This window comes from Gemmatimonadaceae bacterium, assembly GCA_035633115.1.
Classification (GTDB): Bacteria; Gemmatimonadota; Gemmatimonadetes; order Gemmatimonadales; family Gemmatimonadaceae; genus UBA4720.
Map to the genome: position 1 here is coordinate 42,725 of DASQFN010000102.1, position 25,424 is coordinate 68,148.

A 25,424-nucleotide genomic window follows, 5' to 3' on the forward strand; every position below is an offset into this window, starting at 1 on the left:
GAAGACGCCATGACTCGAGCCGACTTCAACGCCCGATTCAACACCTGCGTGCAGCAGACGGGAAGCGCGTATCGTGACGCGCGTGAAGCCATTCGCTCGGCGGGACCGGAAGTCACGCCGTGGCTTGCCGAGGAGCGCGCGAGCAGCGACGGGCTGGTTGCGGCCACGGCGGCGATTCTTCAGCTGTGGCGCGCAACACCAGATCTTGCGAATGAGATTCTGTTCGTCGCGCGCGGCGAAGGCGCGGGCGGCGAAGACGCAACGCCGGTGAGCGGAAAACTGTCCGTCGGGCGTCTCGGCAGCCGGCTCGTGGCGTATGGCGATGAGGGCGTTCCACGCCTGATCGAGCTTGCGCTGAAGGGCGAGCCCGGCACCGAGGACGCAATCGCTCCGGCGCTTCAAGCCTTGATGCTGATGCGGCCGCCGCTTGCACTGCCATATCTCGTCGACGCGGCGAGCCGCAACACGGGAGTGGTGGAGCGCAGCTCGGTGCTCGCGGCGTTGGGCGAGATGCGGCACGACGGCGCGAAGGACGCGGCGCTCGCGGCGCTGACCGACGCGTCGGCGAAGCCATCGTTGCGCAGTGTCGCAGCAGCGGTGACCGGACAACTGGGTGACGTGCGCGCGGCGCCGGTGTTGTTGGCGATGGCCGCCGATCCAACGGCCAACACGCGCCTCCGAATGAGCGCGGTAACGGGACTGGGTCAACTCGGCGACGCAGCCGGTGCGAGCGCAATCGTCTCACTCGCCAGTCTCGCACGCGGTCGTGACGAAGGGCTCGCGCTCGCCGCCGTCGCCGCCCTGCAAGGAATCGCGAGTGCGCGCTCCGCGCTCGACGAGCTGGCCCGCAGTGCAGTCATCGCGTCAGTGCAGTCCGCGGCGCGGGATGCCAATTCTTCCATCGCCTGACGAGACGATCATGGATACCGTGTCATGCAAACTCAAATTGGGCGCCTGGGAGATCGATACGAAGGACGATCCGCGCACTGAGCTTTTGCAAGTTCTCACAGAGCGCGGGATGAACTCGCCCGCGGGACGTTGCGAGGTGTCGCTGTTCGTAACGCCGGCCGCCAAGCCCGGGCTTCTCGAGCAGGCCGTTGGCGCCGCGGCGTCGGCGCTGGGCATCGGTGGCGGCGGGTCGTCGGGACCACCCAAGTTCTCGATGGACGTTCGCGGACTCGCCGTCGCGCACGATGATGCGATGGAGATCACGCTGTCCAACGGCGATCGATCGGCGAAGGTAATGACAGCCAAGGTGGATCGCGTGACGGGCCATCAAGGGCACGTGCGCTTCAGTGGGCGCGCAACGCTGGCAGCGGCGGCGCGCGCGCGCACCGATCGGGTGTTTCTCAGCCAGGGCATGGCGCAGATCGCCGGCGATCTCGCGACCGATGCGGGCGTCGGCACCGGCCAGATCGACACGGGTGACACCTATCCGTATTTCGTCGCCGACACGGCGCAGACGGTCTTCGATCATCTGCTGTCGCTCGCGCAGCTCGAAGGGATGGATCTCTACGACGATGCGGACGGGGCGATCGTGATGCGGCGGTTCGCGAAATCTGGCGCGGACCGAAAGCTCTATCACGGAATTCATCTGCTGGACGCGCGCGTCTACCACGACGTGACCGCCTGTGATCGTGTGCAGGTAACCGGCGAGGGACCGTCGAGCTCGGGTGGATCACAGAAGTGGCATCATCTCCTCAAGGATCCGGCGACCGTGCAATCGACCGCGGGCCAAGGCAGCGGTGCCCGACTCCTCGCGCGCTCGGCAGCGCGCTCGAGCGACGCCGTCGAGCGACTCGCGAAGGGCCGATTGGGCGCGGCGCTGGACGGTGCGACGCGCGGAACGCTCCGTTTGCTTGGCGATCCCACGATCACGTTGGGTGATGCCGTCGAGGTGACGAGCGCGCCGTGGCCCGAAGCCAACGGCGTTTACAAGGTCGTGCACGTTCGGCATCGCGTCGTAAAACGCGACGGCTATGTCACCACGCTCGGCGTCACAGGCATGGGCGGCAGCGACGCCGCCGGCGACATGCTCGGCGCCGCGTTGGGTGCGGTGGCGGGGCTGCTCTGATGTTCGACGCCGTCGGCGTGATCCGCGCGATCGTGGGCGAGCAATTGCGGGGCTATCGCACCGCGGAGCTTGGCGTAGTGACCGCGGTGTACGCGCACGCCGGCGGATCGGACGCCGACTGGTATCAGTGCGACGTGCGGTTGCGCGATTCCGGTCTCGAGCTCAAACGGGTAGCCGTCACGACGCAGCGCATCGGCGCGGGTGCGCTGCCGGACGTCGGCAATCTCGTATTGCTCCAGTTCATCGGCGGCGCGATCGACGCGGCGGTCATCGTCGGCTGTCTGTACAACGAAGACGACGCGCCGCCAAAGATCAAAGCGCACGAACACGTCTACGTCTCGCCGCACAGGGAAGAGAGTGGGATTCGCCGCTTTCACATCGAGTTGCCAAACAGCAACTCGCTGACGCTCGACGACGACAAGCTGAAGCTCGAGATGGGGCGCACGACGATCGAAGTGACTCACGACGGCGATGTCGCGATGAACGTCGGCGGAAAGTTGAGCATCGTCGCCGACGGTGACGCGAGCATCGAATCGAAGGGGAGCATCGCGCTCAACGCGGGGACCGACGTTTCGGTCGAGGGGATGAACGTGTCGGTCAAAGCGCAGGCGGAAGCAAAGTTCGAGGGCAGCGCATCGGCGACGCTCAAGGGCGCGGCGGTCACGCTCGCGGGTCAGGCGCAGTTCTCACCCGCTTAGGAGAATTCTCGAAATGCCTGGATGTCCCGTCACCATCGGATGCAGCGTCGTCGTCTCGCCTGGAATGGCGATCGCACCGGACACCGGCGTTATCACCATGATTCCGCCCGGGGGACCGTTGGCGAACGGAATGCCGCTCGCTTTTGCCGGCGCCATGTGCACGATGGTCAACTCCGTTACCGGCGTTCCATATCCGCTCGTGATCGGGTCGCTCATTCCCAGCATGGTGAAAGCGGGTGGCCAGCCATTGGTACGCGTGGGTGACGCCATTCCCGGCGCCCCGGGCGTGCTCACCATTATCGGCCCGCCGGCGTCGCCAGCGGTCGTCGACTCCACCGGGTGACCCCGATGACCGACGACCTCCTCGGACGCGACCTTGACCTCGGCTTCATCGCCGATGAAGAAGGGCGTGTGCTCGCCGGACCGTCGATGCGGGCGGATCTGCGCGCGAAACGGCGCGAGGGAGCGAGCTCGCGCAAGCTCGATCTCGCGACGATCGATGGCCGAGCCAATCTGGCGCAGGCCATCATCCTCCGGCTGATGTGCGAACGGGAGGAGCTCTCGGTCCTCGGCGTGCCGTGGTACGGGTCGCGGCATCATCGGCTGATCGGCGAGCCGAATACGGAGGGCAACCGCGCGCTCGTGAAGCTCTACGTTCTTGAGTGTCTTCGTCAGGAGCCTCGGCTCGAGAAAATCCTCAAGGTCGACGTCCGGCCAGGCGACGGCCTCGCGAAACGCGACACGTGCCGGATCGAGATCTCCGCACAAATCATCGGCAGCGCCACACCGCTCAATCTCGTCGTGCCGTTCTCGTTCGGCGGAGGTGCGGCATGACCTTCGTTCCGCAGCCATTCGAGCAAATCGCCGACGACCTGCTCACCGCGCTCACCGGCGGTGTCACGCGCGAGGAGCATCAGTTCATCGGCTTGGAGGAGAGCTACGGCGTCGCGTCGCCCGACGTGATTCCAGAAAGTATCGGCGTGTCGGGGCAGATCGGTGCGACCTACGTGCGCTTCGATCGCGACATCGATTACACGCTCGACTTCACCAACGGCACCATCCGGTTCAAAGATGGCGGGGGCGCTCGGCGTCCGGACGACCGGAGTTTTTTCTATCTCAGCTACTACCGCTCGGAGACGCCGAAGAAGCTCACCGATCGCAATCCGGGAAGCGTGACCTTCTTGCTCGCGAACGCGTTCGCGCGCGAGGTCGCCGTGCTACAGAAGCAAATGGCGTTCATCTACGACTCGGCCTACGTCGAGCTCGCCACGGGAACGTCGCTCGAGCATGTCGCCGCGCTGCTCGGCATCACGCGCAAGGATGCGCGCTTCGCGATGGGCGAAGTGTTGTTCCTGCGCGATACGCCGGCGCACGGCGACATCTCGATTCCGGCCGGCACCGTCGTCGCCACCGAGCGCGGCGAGAGCTTCGAGACCGTCGAGCGACGCACGCTCAATCGCGGCCAACTGTCTGTGACGGCCGCGATCCGCGCGACCGTCGACGGCACACCGGGCAAGGTCGACGCGCGCACGATCGATCTTATCACGCGGCCGATCTTCGGCATCACCGGCGTGATCAATCCCGAGGCCACGGCGTTCTCGACGGAGAAGGAGACCGACGAAGCGCTGCGCCGCCGCATCAGAGGAACGATCGAGCGCGCCGGCAAAGCGTCGCTCGAGGCGATCAAGCTCGCGCTTCTCGAGCAGGTGCCCGGTCTGAATGACACCAACGTGCAGGTCGTCGAGCGAACCGACGTCGCCGGCATGGTCGACGTGAAGATTGGGCTTGGCGATCAGGTCGACGACACGCTCATTCGGCGCGTCGAAGATGCGATTCTCTCCGCGCGTGCCGCGGGGGTGCGCGTCACGCACAACCTGCCGCGCAAAGGCGCGCGTACTGACGGTGAAGGCGCTGCGGTGTTGATCGCCGAAGGAGCGCGCCCGCCGGTGCGTCTCGATCCTGACGTCGTTGCGCGCAACGCGACGGGTGTGCTCGAGCTGCAACTCGTCGTGCTCGTGCGTCTGCTCGACCCGGCGCTGAGTGCGGCGCAGAAAGACGGCGTCGAAGAAGAAATTCGCGCGCGCGTTAAGGCCTACTTCGAGTCGCTGCCGATGGGAGCGCCGGTGATCCACAGCAAGGTCCTCGCGGCGGTCGTCGGCCACGACGCCGTTGCTGACGCGATCGTCAAATTGGGGGCGGCCGGCTCGCTGGCTCCTTCCATAGAAGGAAACCTCGATACGGATGGTAGAAAGGCCCATGTCGCTGCGGCCTCGATCGCCGTCGCGCTCATGGCCGAGCCCGTGACGATCGACGTGCTCGTCTTGCTCGATAGTCGTCAGACGCCGCCGACTGGGGCGCAGACGGACGCCACACGTTACGCCCTCGAGGCGTTGTCAGCATCGGGCGCGCGCGTGCTGACGAAGAGCGACATGCTTGCCACGCTCACCGCCACGCTTCAACCCGCGACGACGCTGGCCGCGCGCAACCCGCTGGTCGTCAACGCGACCTACGGCGACACGGGGCGCCAACTCGTCAACGCCGAGCGCATAGAGCTCGACGAGCACCACATCGTCGAGTGGCGCACAGTCACGTTGCAGCTCGAGGGCGTGTAGATGCCGAAATCGTCACGCATCCTCGGCCTCTTTCAATCGACAATCGCCACCGAATCTTTCTCGACGTTGGCGACCGTCGTGTCGGCGCTTGCCGGGCCCATCGAGGAAGCGGACACTCTTCTTTTCCGGATTCAGCGCGCGCATCGCATTCGCGTCGCAACGCAGACCAATGATGTATTGCTGCTGGCAAATGCGCTCAATCTCCAGGAGCAGCACTTCAGCGATCTGCGTTCGGACGAAGACATCAGCTACGACCGGCTGCTGACAGCAATGAAGCGTCGCGTCGAACGTGTCGCGCGTCTTCACCTCGACGCACTCGGCACACCCAAAGCCGTGGTCGACGCCGCCGCGATCATGCTGGATGCCGAGCTGACTCGGAAGACCGACACGCCATGGTTACGTCGTCTCGATGCCGAGGCGTATTCGTATGTGACCGACATCGACTTCGGCGAGGGCCGAAGCGGCGGACGACAGCGCGGCCGCATCTACCTGCACGAGAACCCGCTCCGCCCGCGCACGGTGCCGTCGACACCGCGCACTCCGCTCGACGCGTGGCTCGTGTCGGGCGACAACGTCGATTCGTCGCCCGCGCGGATCGTGATCGACGGCATCGACGATCGCGCCGTATTGCCGAGCGTGTTTTGTCCGATGACCGGACAAGGAGTGACGTTTTATGGCGTCATTCCCGCCGGCTCTCGTCTCGTTATCGACGTCGAGGACGGCGCTCGCCTCGATGGCCGTCCAGTGAACGACTGGGTGAGCTTCGACGTCGGCGCACGCGCGGACTATGGCCGCTACAACGCCGACGGATACGTCGTCGAGCGAGACGGCGCGCGCGATCCGTTCGACGGCGACATGTCGCGACTCTTCACCGCGCCGTACCGCCGCATCAAACCGGTGCCGAGCATTCCGCCTGGGACCACAGAGTGGGTTTTCGCGGTCGAGGAGGGAACGTACGACCAGAGCAACGCGGACTACGCGGTCTACGCGTTGCCGCCCGAGCCGCGTGCCGTGTTCGACCAGGATCCGGGGTACGACGAATCGGTCTACGACTTTGCGCCGAGTGCGTCGGTTGCGATGACGTGGTATGAACGAATGCCCTGCGCGTTCAAGCTGCTGGTGCCTGCGGAGACGCCGGCGTACGCGCCGGATGCTCCGCCGACCTCAGCTGTAGTCCCGGCAGAGATCGAGGCCGCGAATACGGAAGCGCACTACGCCACGACCGACCTCGGTCGTATCTCGGCGTTCGTCACGCGCTGCAGGGCCGCCGGCGTGCGCGCGTTCATCGACACCATTCGTCCCGAGTGGGTACTCGGAGAATCCATCGTGCGTGCGGCCGACGCGTCGTCGGGGCCAGGCATCACCACAGCGACGACCATAGTCCGACTAGAGGGGAGCGATCGCATTATCCCCGTCGATCCGGCGACACCAACGTCAGCGACTTGAGGAATTCATCATGGCCGATTTCAGCCTGGGCGCGAAAGCGATTAAGCACACGATCTCGCCGTCGTCACCGATCTTGAGAGCGGCGCTCACGGCGTCTCCGGCGATTGCGGCGGTCAAGATACCGCCGCGCTTGATCTTGCCGACGATTCCACCGGCACCGGTCGCGCCGGCGCCACCTCCGCCGACGCCAGCGCCAACTCCGGCGCCGGTTGCGGCATTGCCGACGCTCCCGCCGGTGCCCGACGAGAATCCATTCAATCATCTGCCGTTCCCCGCGCCGGGCGACCGCATTCGCGCGGACGACTTCAGACAGCTGTCCCTCTGTCTGCAATTGCTGCAGGCGAGCACGCAGTTATCCGCGGCGCTGTTTGGGCAGACGGTCGCCGCGGCACGTCCGTTCCTCGCGGCGCAAGGACGCGTGTTGTCGCGCATCATGAGCGTGTTCGGATCGGTGCTCGAGGACGCGAGCGACACGTCGTTCGATCAACGAATAATCATGATGGTGCTGCCGGTGGTCATCGGAGAGCCGGAGGTGCAAGTCATCGTCAGCGAGGCGGTGGAAACGCGGCGCCTCGCGCCCGAGCTTCGCGGGAACAGCTACGCTGCGGCCGAGGGCGCGCTACGTGCGAGCATCGGGCAGGGAACGATCTCGGCGTCGCCCACACGTGTTCCGCAAGTCACCAACATCTCGCTGGCCGATGCGATCGCGTCGATCGGCGCTCCATCCACAATAAGGAGACCCTTGTGACTTCCATTCGACCGACGTTCGCGACTGGCGGAATTGCCGCCGCTCTCCGCAGCGCTGTAACGCCCGGCATCGCCGGCGCGGCGGCAGCGCCAACGGCTCCTGCCGCTCCGCCAACACCGCCGGCACCGCCGCCAATGTCGACGTTGCCTCCGTTTGCATTTCAGCCGCCGCCACCGCCGGGCGGAGTGCCGAGCTTTCCCACCATAACGGAGCCACCGGCTGCGCCCGATCCAACGCCGCCCGCCCCACCAGCCGCGAATCCGACGTTCGCGTCGGTGCGGCCGAATCTCACGGCGGCCGCAATCGATCCCAGGTTACTTGCCGCTCGCCAACCGCCGGTCTTCACGGCGGTCCCACCGATCCTCACCGCGCCGCCGCCGCAGCGCACGGTAACGCAGGTCGCGCAGGACGCGATCGCGCAGTTGCGCAGCGCTCCCCGCGACACCCTGAGCGAAGCGGTGCGAACGCTCCAAGCGAAGAGCGTCCAGGGAAAGGACATCATGAGTCTTCTCGAACGGCGCACGCGCATTGGCGAGGTGCTGAGCGGAAGCGCGTCGCGCTGGTCGGCCGACACGGTCGGCGATTTCGCAGCCGCCTTTCAGATGGATGCCACGCGTACCGCGGCGATGGATCTCATCGTGGCATTGGCGGTCATCAACGACGCCGGCGTTGAGGCAGAGCTGCGCTCGGAAAATCTCCCGCCGACGACGCCGCAAGACTTTTTGCAAAATCGGAAAGTCGTCTTTCAGTATCCGCCGGCCGGCACGGAGCTCACGTCGCCCTACGTGATTCTCGTCGCCGTCGAAGCCCAGGACTTCGCGCGGGCCGACGAGGCCGTGAGTTCCATCTACGGCCAGCTCGTCGACTTTCAGTCGTATCGCATGCCGCGCGACGCGGCGTCGAGGTTGGGGTAGGTCATGATCACGACTGGCCGGTGGTTCAACATGGCGCAATCCTCGGAGAGCGGATCGCGCGGGATGCTCCTCGGCACACACCTGACCGAGGCCCTGAGCGTGTTCTATCTCGATCCGGTGCACGACACCGCGCTAGAGCCGGGAAAAGACGCAGTGATCGAGGTGCCCGTCGACGCGCTACCGTTGAACGCCGATGTGAAGAGATGCACGGGCAAGATCCGTGCGGGCGTAATAAGCCACACTGCCTCACCCGAGCAATCGAGCACGGGCGTGACGATCACCGGTCCCGGCAACGATACGAAGGATTATACGATCGCCGTAGACGCGCCGACGCGTCCACGCAACGTCACCGTGCGGCTCGACGGCGGCGACGTCTTCTTTCGTTTCGGCGACCAGATGACGGCGAACGAATACGCGCTCCCCGACTTCTCGGCGAACGTCAATGCGTTTCTCGACACCTACACCGGACCACTGCCTGTGCGGCTGCGCTTCATCGTCACATCCGACTCGACCGGGAGTGCCGACATCGTCCTCGACCCGCTCGACTTCACGCGGATCCAGACGCAGACGTGGGTGAACGCCGCAGACGGCACGACGCGCGCCGAGAAGCCGTTCGAGCTCGATTTCGGCGATCTGCGCGACGCCGAGCTGCTGGCGCTGCCCGCCGACGGAAGTCAGGAGAAACTCGTTGCCCTCTCCTACGACGTCACCGGCGAGTTTGGCCCGGAACGCACGCTCGGCGAGGCGACGCTGCATCACGCGACAAACGAGTTCGCGAGCATCGGGAGCGACTTCGGTGTCGCTCAGCGTGTGCGGTCGAACGTCGACGCACAAGTCACCGGCGTGGCGCTGGCGATCTCCAACGAGACTGCAGCAACGCTCTACGTTGGACTGCACAGCGACCTCGACGATCTTCCTGACGCCGGCTCGCCCGCGCTCGGAGAATCACAGGTTGCGATCGATGCCGGCGATGGCACGCCGCGCTGGTGTTACGCGACGCTTCAAGCACCGGTGATGCTCCGCGCGGGGGAGCCGGCGTGGATCGTGTGTCGCGGTATTCAAGGCAGCGCGCGGCTCGCGGTTGCGCGAACCGACGTCGCGCTCCTCGAATATTTTCGAATCAGCCGCGGCGGACATCTGTGGCGCACGTTCAGCCAATCCGATCGCGATACCCCACGCGGTCTCGCCCGACTGGTGTATCTGCCGGACGCCGAGAACGGCGCGGCGGCGGCTGAGTTGCTGCTCGCGTCGGCAAGCACACAGGTCGTACACGCGACGTCGGCGCTGGACCCGACGGCGCAGCTCACGTCGCAGCGCCTGGCGCTGACCGGCGTCACGGCCGGCGACCACATCGTGGCGACCATTCGCTCGAGCGCGCGAGGCACGCTCACGCTGCAGAAAGTCATTCAGGAATACACCTGACTCGAGAGCACACACATGCAACCGCGCAACATCGAGGTCTTCGACGGCCTTCGCATCACGACCGATCACTTCGATCACCTGCAGGGATCGATTCATTCTGCGCTCGAGGACTTCCGTGGCATCCTCGGTCTCGGGCGAGTGCATCGTGGCTTTGGTGTGACCGCGGTCGACGAGCATTCGATCCAGATGGATCCCGGACTGGCTTTCGATGCGCAGCGGCGTCGCGTCGTGAGCGATGAGCCGGTGAAGCTCGAAGTGCCGGCGGCGATCGCGACGGCCCCGCAGTTCGTCTGCCTCAGTTACGATCAAGGCGCTGACGGCGAGGTCGAGGGACATCTGACGCGCGTCTGGGACTCGGCGCGCATCGACATCCGGGCGACGGCTCCCGCGGCCACCGACGACGCCATCATGATCGCCGAGCTGCAGCCCGCCGGGGGCGGAGGCTTCACGATCCGCATGGGTGGTGTCGCGACGGTTGTGGAGGCGGCCGATGAGGAAACACTGACGGCCGTCCCGAAGTCGGATACCGCAACCGAGCCGCTAGCTCCGCGGTTTGCCGTGCGTAGCGGTGTGTTTGCGATGCCCGATGCCACCGTCGATCGCAGCGTGACCGCGCGCATGGCGTCCGCGATGCGCGCTGGAGCTTCGGCGGGAGCACCGGTGGCCTCCAGCGAGCGATTGGCTAGCCAGGAGGTGCTCGCCGGCATCGCCATCGCCACGATATCGATCGACGCGGTGGCGCGACTCGCGGCGTCGCCGTCCGCGGACGGCGAACCGGGTGCCGGCGATTGGTGGCGCTCAGAGAGCGCGGGACACGGGCAAGGGCACGTCGGCGACGATGGGTCCATCCCACAGTTCGGCGCGAGCATGTCGACTTGTCACTGGCCGTCGGGAAACGCATATGGCGGCGCGACGTTCGCCGCGAACGCCTTGCTCACTGTGAAACCCGCCGTGCCGGGGTCACCCGACGAGTTGGCGCGCGACGCTTGGCTCGCCGGGTTGCGCCTCGTACTACGCTGCGTGCCACGCAACGGCGACGGCTTCGCGATCGACGCGTTCCTCGAGTGGGAGGGCCAAGGCAACGAGACGATCGCAGCGTGGCTCGAGACTTGGACCGGCACGCTGCAATGGATGGCCGAGGGTGGTTGGAGTGCCGCCGGCATGACACTCCCTGTGACCATCACTCCGGGAGGATGACATCATGGCAACGCTGAGCGGTTCTGTCCTCCTCCGGGGAACGAAGCAGAGCATTCCCGAAGTCAGCGTGGTTCTCACGAAGGGGAGGACCACGGTTGAAAAAACCGTTACCGATGCGGGAGGCAGCTTCGGGTTCAAGAGCGTCACGGAGGGATCCAAATACGTCATTCGCGTCACGGGCAGCGGCATTAAGCCGGTGAGCACCGATCCCTTCGACGTGCGCGGCAACATGAAACGAATCATTGAAGTAGACGTCAGCACCGTCACTACTCAGACCACGGCGACCACCAGCACCTCAACCACAACGTTCACCGACACGAGGACCATCATGGGCACCACACTGACTTCCGCCACGACCGACACCTCATCCAGCACGGCGACGTCGGCGACGTCCGCCACTACGGCAACGAGTGCAACGACGGCCACCGTCGCACCGAGCCCGTCGTCTGCAACGAGTGCAACGACGGCCACCGTCGCACCGAGCCCATCGTCTACAACGAGTGCAACAACGGCCACCGTCGCACCGAGCCCATCGTCCGGTCCGCCGGCCGGCGGCACGTCGTTCGACGACTTGCTCTCGCTCGTCAGCGAAAACAAGTACGATCCGAATCCAGCTGTCAACATCGACGAAGCGCGCCAATTCCGCCGTCTCTACACAATCGGCAACTACTCGCTCGCCCGTGTCAGCGGCGCCATCGCTGCGCTCAACACGCTCCTCAATACCTCCACCCCGCCCGGAAGTAGCGGTCAGACATCGACGCTCCCGCTGATCAGCAAGCAGGCTTTGATCGACAAGCACCAGGCGACGATCGACAGCATTCTTGCGCGTGCATCCGACAATACCCGGACGGAAGCCGATCTCCAGATGGCCATTCGCGGCCAGTTTGATCTCGGAACGGGCGCGGTACCAAACGTTAACGTCGCGTTCAAGGGACTCTTCCGCGATTTCGTCGGGCTCTGCGCGAACGACCTTCTCGCCGTCGATCCACAGGCCGTGGCGGTCACCGATCTCACCGAGCAGCAGAAGAAGGAAGAGCTGATCAACTTCCTCAAGCGCACGAAGCGCGCGCTGTTGCGCCTCGTCGAGAACATGAGCATCGCCGGCACGCTCGGCAGCGGGTCGCTGGTCGACAAGTGGTCCCGCGTGTTCAAGGACTCCATCGACGTGCTCGGCGACGTGGGGCAATTCGTCGGAGACGACGACAACGATCGCCGTCATGTCTGGTCGATCGTCGCAGAGCTCAACCGCGTTTCGAAAGCTGCGAACGACGCGTACGTCGTGCACGCACGTGAAGGCGGCCTGATGCTCAACGATGCCGTCGACGCCTATCAGCTTCTCAGCACGAAGGGCGACCTTACGAAGGAAGGCACGTCGCATTTGCGCGATTTCTTCTTCGACGCTGCGAAGTACGACATTCATGGCGAGACAATTTCGACGCGTCTGCGGCGGAATGCCTTGCTCATTCAGGAAAACTGGATCGCTGCGTGGGGTTGAGCAGTATCGGTCATTACAAGCACCGCCGTAAAGCAAAGCACCACCGTCTCATCCCAAGCAACATTTTGAGATTGCGAGCGAACGAGGGATCTGCTTTGCGCCCTTAGGCAGATCCGTTCGCTCGCTACCGTGCGAGAGGACACCATGCACGTCGCCGTCATCACGACCTTCGTCGAGCTCTTCGAGGCATTCTCGCTGTGCAACGTCGTCAGCACGCAGCTGCAGATGCTGCGACACAACGGGCATCACGTCACCTTCGTCGCTGGTGACGGATTCATGTCTCAGGGTGCCTACGCGCACCCGGCCATCGAGCAGATACGACTGCCAGTGCTGCATGTCACGCACGAGAGCGATCTGGCCGACCGGCCTGCTGCTTTCCGTTCGGATGTGGATTTCGTCAAAGGGCGACTGCGGCCGGCCATCGAACGATGCGACGTCGCCATCACGCATGACATTCTGTACCTGCTGCAGCATCTGGCGTACAACATCGCGTGTCGCGAGCTTGCGCTAGAGTTCCCGAACGTCCGGTGGCTGCACTGGATCCACTCGGCGGCCGAGGCGCATGTTGACTTCCCACGAGGCGATCCGCGACGCGCGCGATTCACGCCATTCCCGTTCGGGACGATTGTGTACCCAAACCGCACCGATGCTTTCCGGGTGGCGCAGCAGTTCGGGCTCCCCGAGGATGCTGTCGCAGTCGTTCCGCACGCCATCGATATCGCCGAATGTTATGGTTTCCACCCGCTGACGCGAGCCATGGTGGAACACTTTGGCCTCGAGCGGCCCGACGTGCTGTCTGTGTATCCGACGCGGCTCGATCGAGGTAAGCAAGCGGAGCGGGCCGTACGACTCTTCGCTGAGATCAAGCGTGCGGGCGCGAGCGTCGCGCTAGTAATCGCGAACTTTCACTCGACGGGCGAGCGTTTCGTGCGGTACCGGGAGGAGATTTCTGCCGAGGCAGCGCGCCTCGGCCTGACTCCGAACGAGGTCGTCTTCACGAGCAATCTACCGCCGCTGCCGGGCATGCCGGGGCCAGCGATGACCCGCACGGCGATCGAGCTGCCGCACCAAGTCGTGCAGGATCTCTTCCGCCTGACGAACGTGTACGTGCACCCGTCCGCCTCGGAAACGTATTCGCTCGTTTGTCAGGAAGCGGCTATCGCCGGCAACCTTCTCGTGCTCAACGAGGACTTTCCGGCAATGCGCGAGCTCTATGGTGACGCGGCGCTCTACGCACATTTCTGTTCTTCGCAGATGTTAACGGTGTACGCGCCGAACGAAGCGGCCTACTTCAGTGAGGTCGCGCGGGACATCCTTGCCCAGTTCGAACTCAATCCCACGCTTGCTCAGCGCACGCGGATTCGGCAGACGCGCAACCTTCGCGCAGTGTACGATGAACACTTCGGGCCCGTGCTCGAGGCCGCGCGGGCGTCAGTAAGTCGCGCTGGGTAGTCATTGTCGCTTTGTGGGAATCGATGCGCGTTGTATTGCGTCGAACCAATTCTTCATCATCTGCGAGCTCGTCGTGCGGCAGTCACGGCGCAAGGTGCGGATCCCAACCGCCGATAGGAGCGATATACGCGAATCCCTCGTCGTCGATGTAAGCCACGATGACGCCGATCTCGTCGATGTGACTTACAGCATGCGTGGAAGGTCAAGCGAATGCGACCGGCCGAGCTCTGGCCTTACCTCTACGATCGTCCGCAGACGACTCCGCTCCTCTGGATCAGTGAGGGAATCACCGACTTCTATGCCGATCTCGCCGAAGTCAGACGCGGGCTCATAAATGCCGAGCAGTTCTACGCGATGACGACCGCGAAGGTCGAGCAGATAACCGATGGGCCTGCGATCGCGCTCGAGACGCATCGCTTTTCGCATGGGTCCATCCGGTGGATGGTACCAATGACGTCTATTACCCGAAGGGCTCGCTGGCTGGACTTCTGTTAGACATCATGATTCGGGACGCGAGCGACAATCAACGCTCGCTCGATACAGTCAGGATAATTCTCCTGCCATACGAGGTGCACCGTCTCACCAGCGCGTGCCAGGGCAGCCATTATCGACCGGGTCCATAGATTGCTGCCCGACCCTTCCCGCAGGCACCCGTGAAGAATTCAGACCGTTCTGCCCTCCAGCCCGAGGGAACTTGCAACAACAGGGTTATCATCTCGGGAACAGAGCGTTCATCTATTTTCGCTTTTGAGTCCTGCTTCGGGATATGTAAGTAAGAACTAATTCCTGCACGCCATTTCAAAGTTGGCATGTGAAGCACGCCAAGCTTCCGCCGATATGGACTCCCGCCTTTGTCTAGGGATCTCGGATATCGGCCACCTGTGGTCGGTCATGTTAGACCGCGCCGACGCGGCGAGCGCCTAGTCATGTAGTCGCTTTATTGTCCGCTGCTTGTTCTTCGGTTTGCTCGGCCTTAGGAGCCGAGGTGTTCGAAGACTCAGCACTATCCTGCGTGTTAGAGTGCTCTGAGGTTTTCGCGGCTTGAGTTTCGGACTGTTCTCCGCCTTGACCAGTTCTCGGCTTATCGGGATCAGGCTTTTCGCCGGCCTCCGCTTGGACTGTTGCTTCGGTTTGCTCGGCCTTAGGAGCTGAGGTGTTCGAAGACTCAGCACTATCCTGCGTGTTAGGGTGCTCTGAGGTTTTCGTGGGTTGAGTTTCGGGCGGTTCCCCGCCTTGACCAGTTCTCGGCTTATCGGGATCAGGTTTTTCGTCGCCCTCTTGGCCTGTTGCTCCTGTAAACGCGGCCTCGATGCGTTTGAGCGCCCATTCCCACTTGAAGCCTACAAAAAAACAAATTGCGAGCTCACCAACGGTCACCTTTGCGAGGTCGGCACTCGCCGTACTCGGGGTTGCAATCACCAGCAAGCCCGCCTTGATAAGCAGAAAGGTCAACATGCCTAAAAGAACACCTGTGAACGGCGCGGCAAGTTGAGCTAGCAGGAACCGCCTGTGATATAGCCGTTCTGACGTTTGATGCCAGAGAAACCAGATTCCGCGTAGCTCCGCTCCAAGGCCACCGGCAAGGAGTGCTAGCATCGGAACGGTGTCGCCGAGCACCGCTCGGGGGATGATTGCGAACCTAGTGCATTCAGTGCATGTAATACCCGCGGCGATGAATGCAAGAAAAAATGCAACGTGATAGAGAAAGAGGGGAACTTGATGAACGTTCACTAAACGCCAAAGGAATCCCCGTTCATCGACCAGTGACTCCAAGACGAATTGTCCTCGTAATGTTGCTTCGCGCGCATCAGCCGCCCGATTGCCTTCGATCGCAAGGTGCGCGTTGTGAAGCTCCGTGATCGCGCGCTCGACGTCGGCGCCCTTTTTCGCGCCGCCTAGCGCTATAACGCCTCTGATTCCTTGCTCCAGCTCGTCAGCTCCGTCGCTCAGAGCTGCTAACTCCTCGTTATTGATCATCGAGAGCCCAATCAGACAGCAGTTCCGTGTTGAGACTGTCCAGCTTGGTCACGGCATCGGTGCGCCCAAGTTCCTGCAGGATGTTCCGAGCAGCTCCGGAGCAGAGATCGAACGCATTCTTGGGACGGCAAACCCTGTAGATGGTTCGCAACACCGCTGGACCGTCTAGGACTCTCTCCTTACTCAAGGCCTCTTCGCCGATTTTCTCGAGAACCATCGACATGTCTTTCTCGTCGAGATGCTTGACGCCCTGACGGCCGGCGTAATTCTTGAGCTCGATCACGAAAGAGTCGTTGACCCTAATGTCTTGAGCCTTCGCGCGGCGCTTGAGAGAAATCCCAAGCTCTCGCAGCATTTCATCTCTGAGCGGCATGGTGTTCTCCTTGGGGAGTGATCGAACGAGTTGTGGCGCTCAGAGAGAAGCCGTTCCACATGACGTACGCTCGCCACCATTCTGGCCTAACGGTCTCGCGGGCCTCGTCGCCCAGAAAGTGATGAGTGTAAGGCCCCGGCGAGATCGCACAATGCTGTTTCTATATCACTGAACTGCACGTTTTGTATCGGTCCGCCCAGAGGTTGGACCTGGAGTTGGCCCATCCCAGGTACAAAAACAGCAGTTGGGTGATACAAAACCGGCATTTCGCAATCGTCGGCAGCACTCATTTTGATGGCTGTTGCACGTTCCACAAGCGAGACGCACCGACGCACACGCTCAAGAGAACCAATGGCGACCTGGCCAAGTGGTGCAACTGTCATGTGAAATCATCGATTACCGAGCGGATAGTCTCTCGGATGTGAGAATATGAGAACAAGGAAAGCGACGGTATTGGTCACTGGTGACGTGAGACGCGGGGCCGCGATTGTCGCCTCCACTCCTCTCGCGCTGAAACTGAACGCCGACCGTGACCTCGAGCGAAGTGGCGAAGCCGATCTAGGCGGGGACACCGTCTACGTTTCCGTCGCGCTTTACAGTGAACCTACCGCCACATTCACAGTGACGATCACGCTCGAAGGGCTAGGCTCTGCGAAGCGCAAAGGCCGTTTTGTTGAGGATGTCGCTGTCCGATCTTGGAAGATTCCGCTGCGCGAGTTTGAGGAGGACGCCGACGAATGAAACCGAGACACTTGCTTGGCACGTCGCTTCGGAGTCTTACGAAATCCTTGACGTTAGTTTCTGTGAGGATTGGGCTAGTGTTCGCCCTGATTATTTTGACCCGTCAGGCACTGCAAGCGCAGGCACCGCTCCACGCCGCAGGGGAACCTGGCGTGATCATTCCCAATCGCGCGGCAACCCTCTCGCTCGATCTAAATGAGGAGCGTTTGGGACTTCATCTCTTTGACGATCAACCTGGCAAAGCGGGTATAGCCAATATTTGCGATGAAATGATCGCAACGGTTCCCGATCATTCTGAACGGCTACTCGATTTCGGCGCCGCTGCCAAGAAGGGCAAAAGGGCGCTTGTTTCCTCTGGCGCGCTTACGCCGGGAATAGACGCAGCATTTAGCCACGTCGACTTTCGAGAACTGGGTATTACCTGCCGACTCCGAACGAATGCAAAAGCGCCGCACGAACGCACGCATATGACCTCGTATCAAAGGGTTACTGGGCGTTTTTTTACACGATCAAGGGTGAGGTGGTAGAACGTAAGATCGCCACTCAGACTGGACCGACGCTGGTCCAGTTCACCGATAAGATCGGCGTAACCGCGTCCATCCTTGGCGGACTGAATCGCTCCTTCGGAAGGTCTCGCATTCTGGGGACCGCCCTCGACCTCGGCCGCGAGTGGCGAACGCCAGGTGAAGATGACCCGCAGAATGCATGTGAAACAACGATGGCTGGCATCGACAAAGACGGGAAGCAGGTTACGGTCGAGACATGCGATGATCGGTTTGTCGGTCCCTTGCCGGATGTATGGCGCGCTCAGCTTCGGTTCAACTGGAGCCAGAAAGTTCGATACCTGTCCGGAGATGCCGGACCAAGTATAGGAATTGTCGGAGCGCTTACTGCCACTGCGCGAACACGGGAACAGGTGAGCTATACAGCAGCAGCGGGGTACACTATACACCCCAAGGGAAAGCCGACGAACATCCTTGGGGCGGCTCTCTTAGAGCTGGCAGACATGACAAACACGACCGGCAAGCATCCGACGTTGCTGAAGATGCTCAATGTCCGCCTCGTACTTGGCGTGCCTCTAGATTGATCGCTTCGGGCTTGAGAGGCCCATCGCTCGGCGTTGCGACGCTCACTGGGAATACTTCAACCCCCAAGATCAGAACCGGGATCGCGCACGCCGATTTAAAAACAGCACTTGGGTGATACAAAACCGGCATTGCGGGCAGACACCGATGAACTATAGTGCCCAGGAGCGAGGGATTTTTGAACAGAATCGATCGAGTCGATCACCAAGCGCTTGGCATTGCGGCATCTTGGGCGCAACCTACTATCGGTTGGCGCTGCGTTTGCACACGGGCGACTGCGATCCAAGGGAGGTCAGGTCATGAAACAACACATTCGCACCATCATGATGGCTGCGCTCATCTGGGGCCCCGCGTCCAGTGGGATGGCGCAGCACCCTTTCCGCGGCTCGCTTCAATGGAGCGTGTTGCTTTGCGACTACACCGACAGCCCCACATCTCCTCGCTCGCTGACCGATGTACGGGACATGTTCACAAGACTCGGCACTGACGGTGTTGCAGACTACTGGTCCCGAGCGTCGAGGCAGGGAATAGTTTCCAACCGAATCGATGTGCGAGGGTTCTTCCGCGTCAATCAAACCGTCGCCATTGCCACCGCGAAAGCGCGCTGGGATCGATTCAACGACTGCACCGCGGCTGCGACAGCGGGCGGATACACTCCGCCAGGTGCAAATGGAATCATCGTCATGACCAACCCGGGAATCGACCTTTGGGGCGCTCCTGGCAGAGCCTTTGCCGCAATCGATCACGATGTTGGCGCTTTTGGCCACGAGGTGGGACACGGCCTCGGATTCAATCATTCGTTCAGTGACGATCCCACGTATCGAAACGCGTCATGGGCGCAAATAGGCGAGTACGGGGATCCGTGGGATGTGATGAGTTACGCTAACGTCTTCGGTCGACCAACAGCGCGGTTCGGCTCCTCACCGGTAGGCCATAACGGTCCGCATCTGGACCGTATTGGTTGGCTACCGCGAAACGAGATCGTGACTTTCGGGGCAGATGGGGCCACTTCCCGGGTTTTCACGCTAACGGCGCTTCATGCTCCGACGCCGGGAGGCACGCGGCTCGTTCGCATTCCGTTTGATCCTGGCGATTTGTTCCACTATTACACGATCGAGTTTCGAATGCCTCGCGCGCTTGACACAGGAATTCCCGCCGGCATCGTGCTACTGCACGAAGTTCGTCGTGGCACACCGGGGGATCCAACGAACGCGCAATACTTCAGCTTCCTCATGATCGATCCAACCGGATCGCGGCCGCCCCGCTCCTCACTCAACGCGAATGGTGTGAATGTCAGCGTAGTCAGCATCGACACCGTCGCGGGTCGGGCGACAGTTTCGGTCACAGGTAATATCGCTCAGCGCTGTCTCCAGGGATTCGTCTGGCGCGAGGCACGCTCCACTGACCGAGTGTGTGTCATCGGTGCTACACGTGCCGAGACCAGGCAAGAGAACTCGCTGGCGAACACGCGGCGGAGTCCGACTGGGGGTCCATTCGGACCGAACACTTGTCTGCCAGGATTCGTGTGGCGCGAAGCATTTCCAGGTGACCAGGTATGCGTTACAGGCGCCTCTCGCACACGGGCAGCCAGCGACAATGCCTCCGCCTCATCGCGCGCGAATCCCGCACGGTTCGTCTTCGGCCCGAATACTTGCAAGTCTCAATACGTTTGGCGAGAAGCAGATGGCATGGACTACGTCTGCGTTCCGGGTGAGACGCGTGCTGACACGCGACAGGAGAACCTTCTCGCGAGCACTCGGCGCAGCCCAGCGGGCGGACCGTTTGGACCCAATACCTGCTTGCAGGGTTTCGTATGGCGTGAAGCGTTTCCCGGTGACCAGGTTTGCGTTACCGGCGCCTCTCGTGCGCGCGCAGCCGCAGACAATCAGCAGGCGGCGAGCCGCGTCGAGAAACCGTGAGTGCGCTGTCCGCTCATTTGTCAGCTCTACATTCGTGGCGCTCTTGCGCGCGACTCTCTTGAAGGAGTTGGACCATGAACCTCAAATCACTCAAGTTGTTTCTTGTCGTTGCGTTGGTGCCGTCCGCGCTGGCGGCGCAGGATACGGCAGTACGTCATCGCCATCAGCCCGAAATCGACACCACACGAATCGGGGTTATGTCACCAATCGTTGTGCAACAGCGGCTGCGCCTGCTTGGATATTCTCGGGTGGCCATTGTCGAGAATGTGCGCTCGCACGTACGCGCAAATGCGTTTAGATCGGGCCGCGCCGTCGCGGTGAAGTATGACCCGCATTCGGGCAAGACCACAGCACTGCCGGGCCGATTTGAAAGGACTCCTCGTGGACTGCTTCTCGTGAGACCTGACGGATCCGCAATCGTACCACCGAACGAACCAGACCAGACGCCCCGGAGACAGTAACGCGCGGTCGATCACACCAAGAAACAGCGAAGGATGTCTCTGGGTTCGCAACGGCGTGGAAGAAACTCAGCTACTGCAAGGCACAGTCGCCTTTTTCTAGTGAACTCCCTAATCGGTGGAGTCCCGTCTGTGTGACCGGCTGCCGGGCCGCCAAATAAAAGCTCAAGTGTGTACTTTGCCGGACTTCGAGGGGCCGATGAAGGAACTGATCAGGAAGGGAGAAGCTGACCGGCGAATCGGTAATCAGGGGCTGCTGCTCTAGCAGGCGGCAGGTACAATGTGCACGCGGCCGTGATAGGAGCGGCAGCAACCGTGTACAAGGCGACCCGATTGATGACAGGCTCGCAGCCGGTAAACATCGCAGCCTCGTATATGACCACTTCGTGGTTGGAGGGGTAAAAGGTCAGCAGTTTGTTCACCAGCAACGGAAGAGCTTTCAGATCGTATCCCGCTCGTCGATATGTCCAATCGCCCAATGCTCCTGCCTGCCACAAGATGAGTTGACTCGAAGGATCAATGACACGGTCGTTCATAAGGAAGTCGGTGGCTTCGTACGATTGGCAACCGTTCACTGCGGGGTCCACGCCAAGGTCAGCGAAAAGGCAGTCTTCAGAAGAGATGCCTGGCAGCATACGCGCCTCAAACCCTTCGGCTCGAGCTCGACGAATAGACTCATGAGGAGGGTACGCAAACACACCGGGGTGACCGTAAAAGGCCCCGCACACGTTTGCGCCCCGCCTCACACGCGAGAGTATGAACTCGATCATTTCGTTGTAACTGTCGATGCGCTGCTTGCCCTCGGCGTAAAACCTCTGGAGTGAAGTTTCCCTGCCCGGTTTGAGCCGCCTTATCACCTCTTCTGCCACTGGATCAGCAACGAGGTGAATGAGCTCGTCCGCTCTTTGAATCCATGCAATCGCTTCAATTGTCAACTGGCCGACGGTGCGAATGCCAGTGCCGACAATCGTTAACGATCCTATTCGAACGGGCTTCAGCATATACGCCGGTGCGATTGGGTTTCCGCAGCCAATGATTATTGGTTTCGCTTTGGCTTAGCACTGCGGCCCGATTTTGACGCCTTCCGCGGTGTCTTGGCGATAGCGCCAGGATTCGTTCTAACCGGTGGCAGAGGCGGTTGGACCACAAACTGTGGCGGGGGGTGCACGACGAATTGCGGTGGCGGGTGCACGACAAATTGCGGTGGTGGATGCACCACGAATTGCGGTGGGGGATGGACAACAAACTGCGGTGGAGGATGGACAACAAACTGCGGCGGCGGATGGACAACAAACTGCGGCGGCGGGTGGACAACAAACTGAGGAGGTACCACAAACTGCGGCGGTACCACGAACTGCGGAGGCACTACGAACTGGGGAGGTATTACAAACTGCGGTGCTGGGGGAAAGATGAAATTCGGTTGTTGTCCAGTCTCGGGCGTGAACGCACTAGAAGTCGGGTTGCCCGCGAGTCGAGAGGCGATCATCGCTGGAACACCGCTACGTAGCGCGACTTTGTCCTCGTCGTTCAGACCGGCTGACTCCATTACAGATTCGGGGTCAAGCAGGAATTCACCAAGTTTCGAGGCGTCTGTCGCTACATCCGAGAGAAAGGTTCTTAGGTCCGCCATAGTCCCTCCTGAAAAGTTGCCGAGTTCGAGTTCGGCGTTCACGGACGCAGTGTAGGGGAGGCGCGTGGAGCGTCAATGCCGTTTTTGTATCATGTAACTGCTGTTTTTCTATCGCCGAGACCGAGGATTCAGCGATGCTTTGATTCTCCTTCAAGGCAAGTGTTCGTCTAATTGGAGAATCGTTCAACCCACAAACGCTGCTCTGGCAACAGCATCCCGTATTCAAGCTCGGTAGGCGTCCAGGAGTCGTTCGAGTAGATCGGGCGGGCGAAGACGAACGTGCCAGGGTGCGCCGCTGCGAATCGCTCCATTTTCCGAAACACTTTCCCAGCGCCAGATCGTCCCCGATTCAGTTCTGGGCGTTGCGGAAAAAGATTGATGTCGAGACCACCGCCTGCTGAGTGAGCGATGTAATGTCCCTTGTCGCGGGCTTCATCATCTTTGTCCTTGAGTCCCGGCCCGAGAAAGCCCCGTATTCTGGATGCGTCACGTTTTTTGTCCGGAGCTTTTGACAGACCGTAAACCACCACCAGCCTGTCCTCGGGATTATCTGCGCTGTGACGCGACGGGTCCGAAGTAAAATCGAAGAGATGTTCAAAGCCGTCGATGTTGATCTGAAGGATATTCGGATCGTGGCGACAGTTCTCGTAGTAGGCGTCGAGCCACAGCGGCGGGAGCTCCCTCTGCAGGAAGACGGCGGCCGTCGCATAACTGCGATCCGGCTGTGGTGGCAACACTTGTGTGTAGTCTATCGAATTGAACACGCTGCGAAATGCTACCTCATCGCCGCTCTTTCGTCCGCATGTTTAGCTGCCGACCCTCGCGAGCGAGTCGCTTGATATCCATTCCATGCCTGACCTTCAACTTCGCCTCAGTCATGAAAATCGCTGCGTCCAGTCCGGTGGCGATCCTCATGTAATCTTCGATCCACTGCGCGCGTTCGGGGTACTCGGCGGTCTGCAACACTTTCAGTAACGCGACCTGCAGAAAGCCGATCTGAGTCCGAGTAAGGCGATAACCTGCAATATCCCGGTCCCGGTAGAAACCCGCTCGCCTGGCGATTCGCAGCTCCGAGCGCCGACGCAAGAGGCCATCCTCGCTGTCATTATCATCTTCCTCGCATGACAGCGGGTTCGGATTGATGGCTGGCGGCGGAAGTATTGTCGGCGCATCGGTGCGGGGTGTCGCGAGTGGCAATAGGTGCAGAAAGTCGTTGGCTGCCTGGTCGCGGTTCGTCAGGTGCGCCATTCCAAACAGTTTCTCCAGAGTAGATAACATCGACGTGTGGTCGTAAATCGTGTGATCGATCACACCGCGCTTGGTGTAAGGAGAAATCACCAGTGTCGGAACCCGCACGCCGAGCTGATCGAACTTGAAACCATGTTGGACATATGCTGCGGTCTCGAGGTCCCCTGGTGGAACCGCGGAGCCAGGCGCTACGTGATCGTAGAACCCACCATGCTCGTCGAACGTGACAATGAGCATGCTGTGCTCCCAGTGTGGTGAATTGCGAATCGTTTCGTAGACTTTCTTGATTAACCGTTCGCCTCGCGTGACGTCGTCGAGCGGGTGCATTGAGTTGCCGCAGGTAAAGTCTCCGGGACCCGTAACGTCGAACTTGTGCGAGCCGTACTTGGGTTCGATGAATACGAATTTCTCGCCGAATGTGGGTTTGTTCACCTCACTCGCGAAGTCATCGAAATCCTTGAATCGACCTTGAAGAGCATTGAGATTCATGCCCTTCATTGCAAAGCTTACAGGAAAATCATCTCCCTCGAAAATCCGCCAGCGTTTGCAATTGGCATCCAGCAGGTCGAACACATTTCCGTTCTGGAATCTGTAACCTTCGACGGTGGTCGAAGTAACGACATCCAGCTTACTTGGGCTTCCGTCGAGGCCCCCCGAGCTCGCCGCCAACAAAAAGAATCGATTGGGCCAAGTGGGCCCGGGCAATGACGAAAACCACTGATCACACACCGCGAACTCGCTCGCAAGTGTGTTGAGTACTGGCAGCTGCCCTGGATCGTAACACAACATTATGCGTTCGGGCGTAGTTGATCCGTTATCCAGGTAATTCTGGATAAAACCAGAGTTGTCGATCGCCGGGTACCCGCCGAGCACTGGGGAGTACGTTGCCCCGTTACCGCAAAGTGACACAAGCGTTTCCTCAAATTCGTGGCCGGGATCCGCGTCGATATCCTTCAGTTGGAAATCCGCTGGGGTGGCGACATTGACCGGGGCCATCGTCACCGGATTGACGTTACTGGTTACAGCCGGATCAAAGCCGACATTGAACACCGTTGGGTGGCCGTCCGGATCCACTCCGACGATCCCGCTGAAGCCCAGCATGTGGTCGAACGATCGGTTCTCTAACATCAGCACGAACACATGCTCGATGCGCGGCACGGGTCTGCGTTGGCCAAAAATCGAACCCACCAATCTGATCAGATTGCGGAAAGCGCAACGCAAGGTATCCCATGCTACGCAGACTAGTTGCAGTGCCCAGGAGACTGCGACACAAACTGTCTTCACTATCCATGCGAACGCTTTGCAAACCCACTTGGAGACCCAGTAGTACGCTTTGCAGACCCATTTCGCGACCCAGTAGTAAGCGCGGCAGAAGAACCCGGCAATGCAATTCCAAGGCGTGTACCAATGGCATTCTTCCCACGACGTGCACTTGCTGGATCCTTCATCGGCCCAACGGGAGCATTTTCTTGACCCTTCGTCAGCCCACGAGGTGCACTTGTAGTCCACTTCCGAGCTCCAGTTCTTGCAACTGATGACGAACGTATCGACCCACCTAGTGCATGTGGACATGATCAGACGTCTCTCATTGGATAAGTCCTGTGGAGATGACGGTACAAAAGGGCGAGTCGGATTCGCGCGACGCCAATGCCGATCAGCTTCCCGATCAGGCTTGCACTGAAAACGAACAGCGTTCCCCAGAACAGATCGACAAGGACCTCACCCTTTCTAATCCCATCGATGACGAAGCGGGTGATGACGAGGCCGAGAGAAACGACCATGAAGGCGCCGCCGGTTGAGCAGCCGCATTCATTGTGGTAGGCCTTGGCCCGGTCGACGTACGGTCGGAGATTTTCACGCTCTGCCGGAAACGACTTCAGCAGTCTCTCAAGCGTTGTCATGCGACAGGGGAGAAGAATGGCGTCGGAGCATGCG

General features: G+C 61.2%; 24 protein-coding genes and 1 pseudogene. 17 read left to right on the forward strand and 8 right to left on the reverse strand.

Annotated elements, in window-relative coordinates:
- The first annotated feature begins 9 nt into the window (after positions 1-9).
- Genes VES88_12180 through VES88_12190 form a run of 3 tightly spaced genes read left to right on the forward strand, consistent with a single transcriptional unit; the run spans position 10 to position 2,772 of the window.
- Positions 10-909, forward strand: a complete 900-nt coding sequence (locus VES88_12180) for a hypothetical protein (GenBank protein HYN82254.1) — start codon at positions 10-12, stop codon at positions 907-909.
- The gene (locus VES88_12185) at positions 887-2,074 is read left to right on the forward strand and encodes a hypothetical protein (protein ID HYN82255.1); all 1,188 of its coding nucleotides are present in this window, start codon (positions 887-889) and stop codon (positions 2,072-2,074) included. Before VES88_12180 ends, VES88_12185 begins: the two co-directional genes overlap by 23 nt.
- Entirely contained in the window at positions 2,074-2,772 is a 699-nt protein-coding gene (locus tag VES88_12190; protein HYN82256.1) for a hypothetical protein, read from the forward strand. The genes VES88_12185 and VES88_12190 overlap by 1 nt, the downstream gene beginning before the upstream one ends.
- Here the strand turns inward: VES88_12190 and VES88_12195 are convergent.
- Positions 2,761-3,108, reverse strand: a complete 348-nt coding sequence (locus VES88_12195) for a hypothetical protein (GenBank protein ID HYN82257.1) — start codon at positions 3,106-3,108, stop codon at positions 2,761-2,763. The two genes, VES88_12190 and VES88_12195, sit on opposite strands and share 12 nt — an antisense overlap.
- 12 nt (positions 3,109-3,120) lie before the next feature.
- On the opposite strand from VES88_12195, the gene VES88_12200 reads away from it, so the two are divergent.
- The 9 genes from VES88_12200 (at position 3,121) to VES88_12240 (ending at position 14,058) form a co-directional block, all read left to right on the forward strand.
- On the forward strand, positions 3,121-3,606 hold the full coding sequence (locus VES88_12200; GenBank protein ID HYN82258.1) for a hypothetical protein: 486 nt from the start codon (positions 3,121-3,123) through the stop codon (positions 3,604-3,606).
- Positions 3,603-5,384, forward strand: coding sequence for a baseplate J/gp47 family protein (locus VES88_12205; protein ID HYN82259.1), 1,782 nt, complete (start codon positions 3,603-3,605; stop codon positions 5,382-5,384). Before VES88_12200 ends, VES88_12205 begins: the two co-directional genes overlap by 4 nt.
- Complete coding sequence (locus tag VES88_12210) at positions 5,385-6,830, forward strand: hypothetical protein (GenBank protein ID HYN82260.1); 1,446 nt, start codon at positions 5,385-5,387, stop codon at positions 6,828-6,830.
- Between the two features lie 10 nt (positions 6,831-6,840).
- Complete coding sequence (locus VES88_12215) at positions 6,841-7,578, forward strand: hypothetical protein (GenBank protein ID HYN82261.1); 738 nt, start codon at positions 6,841-6,843, stop codon at positions 7,576-7,578.
- Positions 7,575-8,492 (forward strand): hypothetical protein, encoded by a 918-nt coding sequence (locus VES88_12220; GenBank protein ID HYN82262.1) that lies wholly within the window; start codon positions 7,575-7,577, stop codon positions 8,490-8,492. The genes VES88_12215 and VES88_12220 overlap by 4 nt, the downstream gene beginning before the upstream one ends.
- A gap of 3 nt (positions 8,493-8,495) precedes the next feature.
- Positions 8,496-9,914 carry a hypothetical protein gene (locus VES88_12225; GenBank protein ID HYN82263.1) on the forward strand — a complete coding sequence of 473 codons (1,419 nt, stop codon included), beginning with the start codon at positions 8,496-8,498 and terminating at the stop codon, positions 9,912-9,914.
- Between the two features lie 15 nt (positions 9,915-9,929).
- The gene (locus tag VES88_12230) at positions 9,930-11,111 is read left to right on the forward strand and encodes a hypothetical protein (protein HYN82264.1); all 1,182 of its coding nucleotides are present in this window, start codon (positions 9,930-9,932) and stop codon (positions 11,109-11,111) included.
- Between the two features lie 4 nt (positions 11,112-11,115).
- Positions 11,116-12,606, forward strand: a complete 1,491-nt coding sequence (locus VES88_12235; protein ID HYN82265.1) for a carboxypeptidase-like regulatory domain-containing protein — start codon at positions 11,116-11,118, stop codon at positions 12,604-12,606.
- A 144-nt stretch (positions 12,607-12,750) separates the two neighbouring features.
- Positions 12,751-14,058, forward strand: coding sequence for a hypothetical protein (locus tag VES88_12240; GenBank protein ID HYN82266.1), 1,308 nt, complete (start codon positions 12,751-12,753; stop codon positions 14,056-14,058).
- 82 nt (positions 14,059-14,140) lie between these two features.
- On the opposite strand, the gene VES88_12245 is transcribed toward VES88_12240, so the two are convergent.
- Positions 14,141-14,236 (reverse strand): hypothetical protein, encoded by a 96-nt coding sequence (locus VES88_12245; GenBank protein HYN82267.1) that lies wholly within the window; start codon positions 14,234-14,236, stop codon positions 14,141-14,143.
- 20 nt (positions 14,237-14,256) lie between these two features.
- On the opposite strand from VES88_12245, the pseudogene VES88_12250 reads away from it, so the two are divergent.
- Positions 14,257-14,553, forward strand: a pseudogene (locus VES88_12250) (hypothetical protein).
- A gap of 429 nt (positions 14,554-14,982) precedes the next feature.
- Here the strand turns inward: VES88_12250 and VES88_12255 are convergent.
- Both VES88_12255 and VES88_12260 read right to left on the reverse strand, forming a co-directional pair.
- Positions 14,983-16,035, reverse strand: a complete 1,053-nt coding sequence (locus tag VES88_12255) for a hypothetical protein (protein ID HYN82268.1) — start codon at positions 16,033-16,035, stop codon at positions 14,983-14,985.
- A complete protein-coding gene (locus tag VES88_12260) occupies positions 16,025-16,408 on the reverse strand; it encodes a hypothetical protein (GenBank protein ID HYN82269.1) in 384 nt (127 codons plus the stop codon). The genes VES88_12255 and VES88_12260 overlap by 11 nt, the downstream gene beginning before the upstream one ends.
- Positions 16,409-16,837: 429 nt before the next feature.
- On the opposite strand from VES88_12260, the gene VES88_12265 reads away from it, so the two are divergent.
- The 4 genes from VES88_12265 to VES88_12280 all read left to right on the forward strand — a co-directional run bounded on the left by VES88_12265 (position 16,838) and on the right by VES88_12280 (position 20,153).
- The gene (locus VES88_12265) at positions 16,838-17,149 is read left to right on the forward strand and encodes a hypothetical protein (protein ID HYN82270.1); all 312 of its coding nucleotides are present in this window, start codon (positions 16,838-16,840) and stop codon (positions 17,147-17,149) included.
- Between the two features lie 77 nt (positions 17,150-17,226).
- Positions 17,227-17,676: a hypothetical protein gene (locus VES88_12270; GenBank protein ID HYN82271.1), complete on the forward strand. Its 450-nt coding sequence runs from the start codon at positions 17,227-17,229 to the stop codon at positions 17,674-17,676.
- Positions 17,670-18,236, forward strand: coding sequence for a hypothetical protein (locus tag VES88_12275; GenBank protein ID HYN82272.1), 567 nt, complete (start codon positions 17,670-17,672; stop codon positions 18,234-18,236). Before VES88_12270 ends, VES88_12275 begins: the two co-directional genes overlap by 7 nt.
- 297 nt (positions 18,237-18,533) lie before the next feature.
- Complete coding sequence (locus VES88_12280) at positions 18,534-20,153, forward strand: hypothetical protein (protein HYN82273.1); 1,620 nt, start codon at positions 18,534-18,536, stop codon at positions 20,151-20,153.
- A 670-nt stretch (positions 20,154-20,823) separates the two neighbouring features.
- Here VES88_12280 and VES88_12285 read toward each other — a convergent pair.
- The 4 genes from VES88_12285 to VES88_12300 form a co-directional block, all read right to left on the reverse strand.
- Positions 20,824-21,612, reverse strand: a complete 789-nt coding sequence (locus tag VES88_12285) for an SAM-dependent methyltransferase (GenBank protein HYN82274.1) — start codon at positions 21,610-21,612, stop codon at positions 20,824-20,826.
- A gap of 796 nt (positions 21,613-22,408) precedes the next feature.
- Positions 22,409-23,005 (reverse strand): hypothetical protein, encoded by a 597-nt coding sequence (locus VES88_12290; GenBank protein ID HYN82275.1) that lies wholly within the window; start codon positions 23,003-23,005, stop codon positions 22,409-22,411.
- Between the two features lie 16 nt (positions 23,006-23,021).
- Complete coding sequence (locus VES88_12295) at positions 23,022-24,647, reverse strand: alkaline phosphatase family protein (GenBank protein HYN82276.1); 1,626 nt, start codon at positions 24,645-24,647, stop codon at positions 23,022-23,024.
- A gap of 416 nt (positions 24,648-25,063) precedes the next feature.
- A complete protein-coding gene (locus VES88_12300; protein ID HYN82277.1) occupies positions 25,064-25,390 on the reverse strand; it encodes a hypothetical protein in 327 nt (108 codons plus the stop codon).
- Positions 25,391-25,424 lie beyond the last annotated feature (34 nt).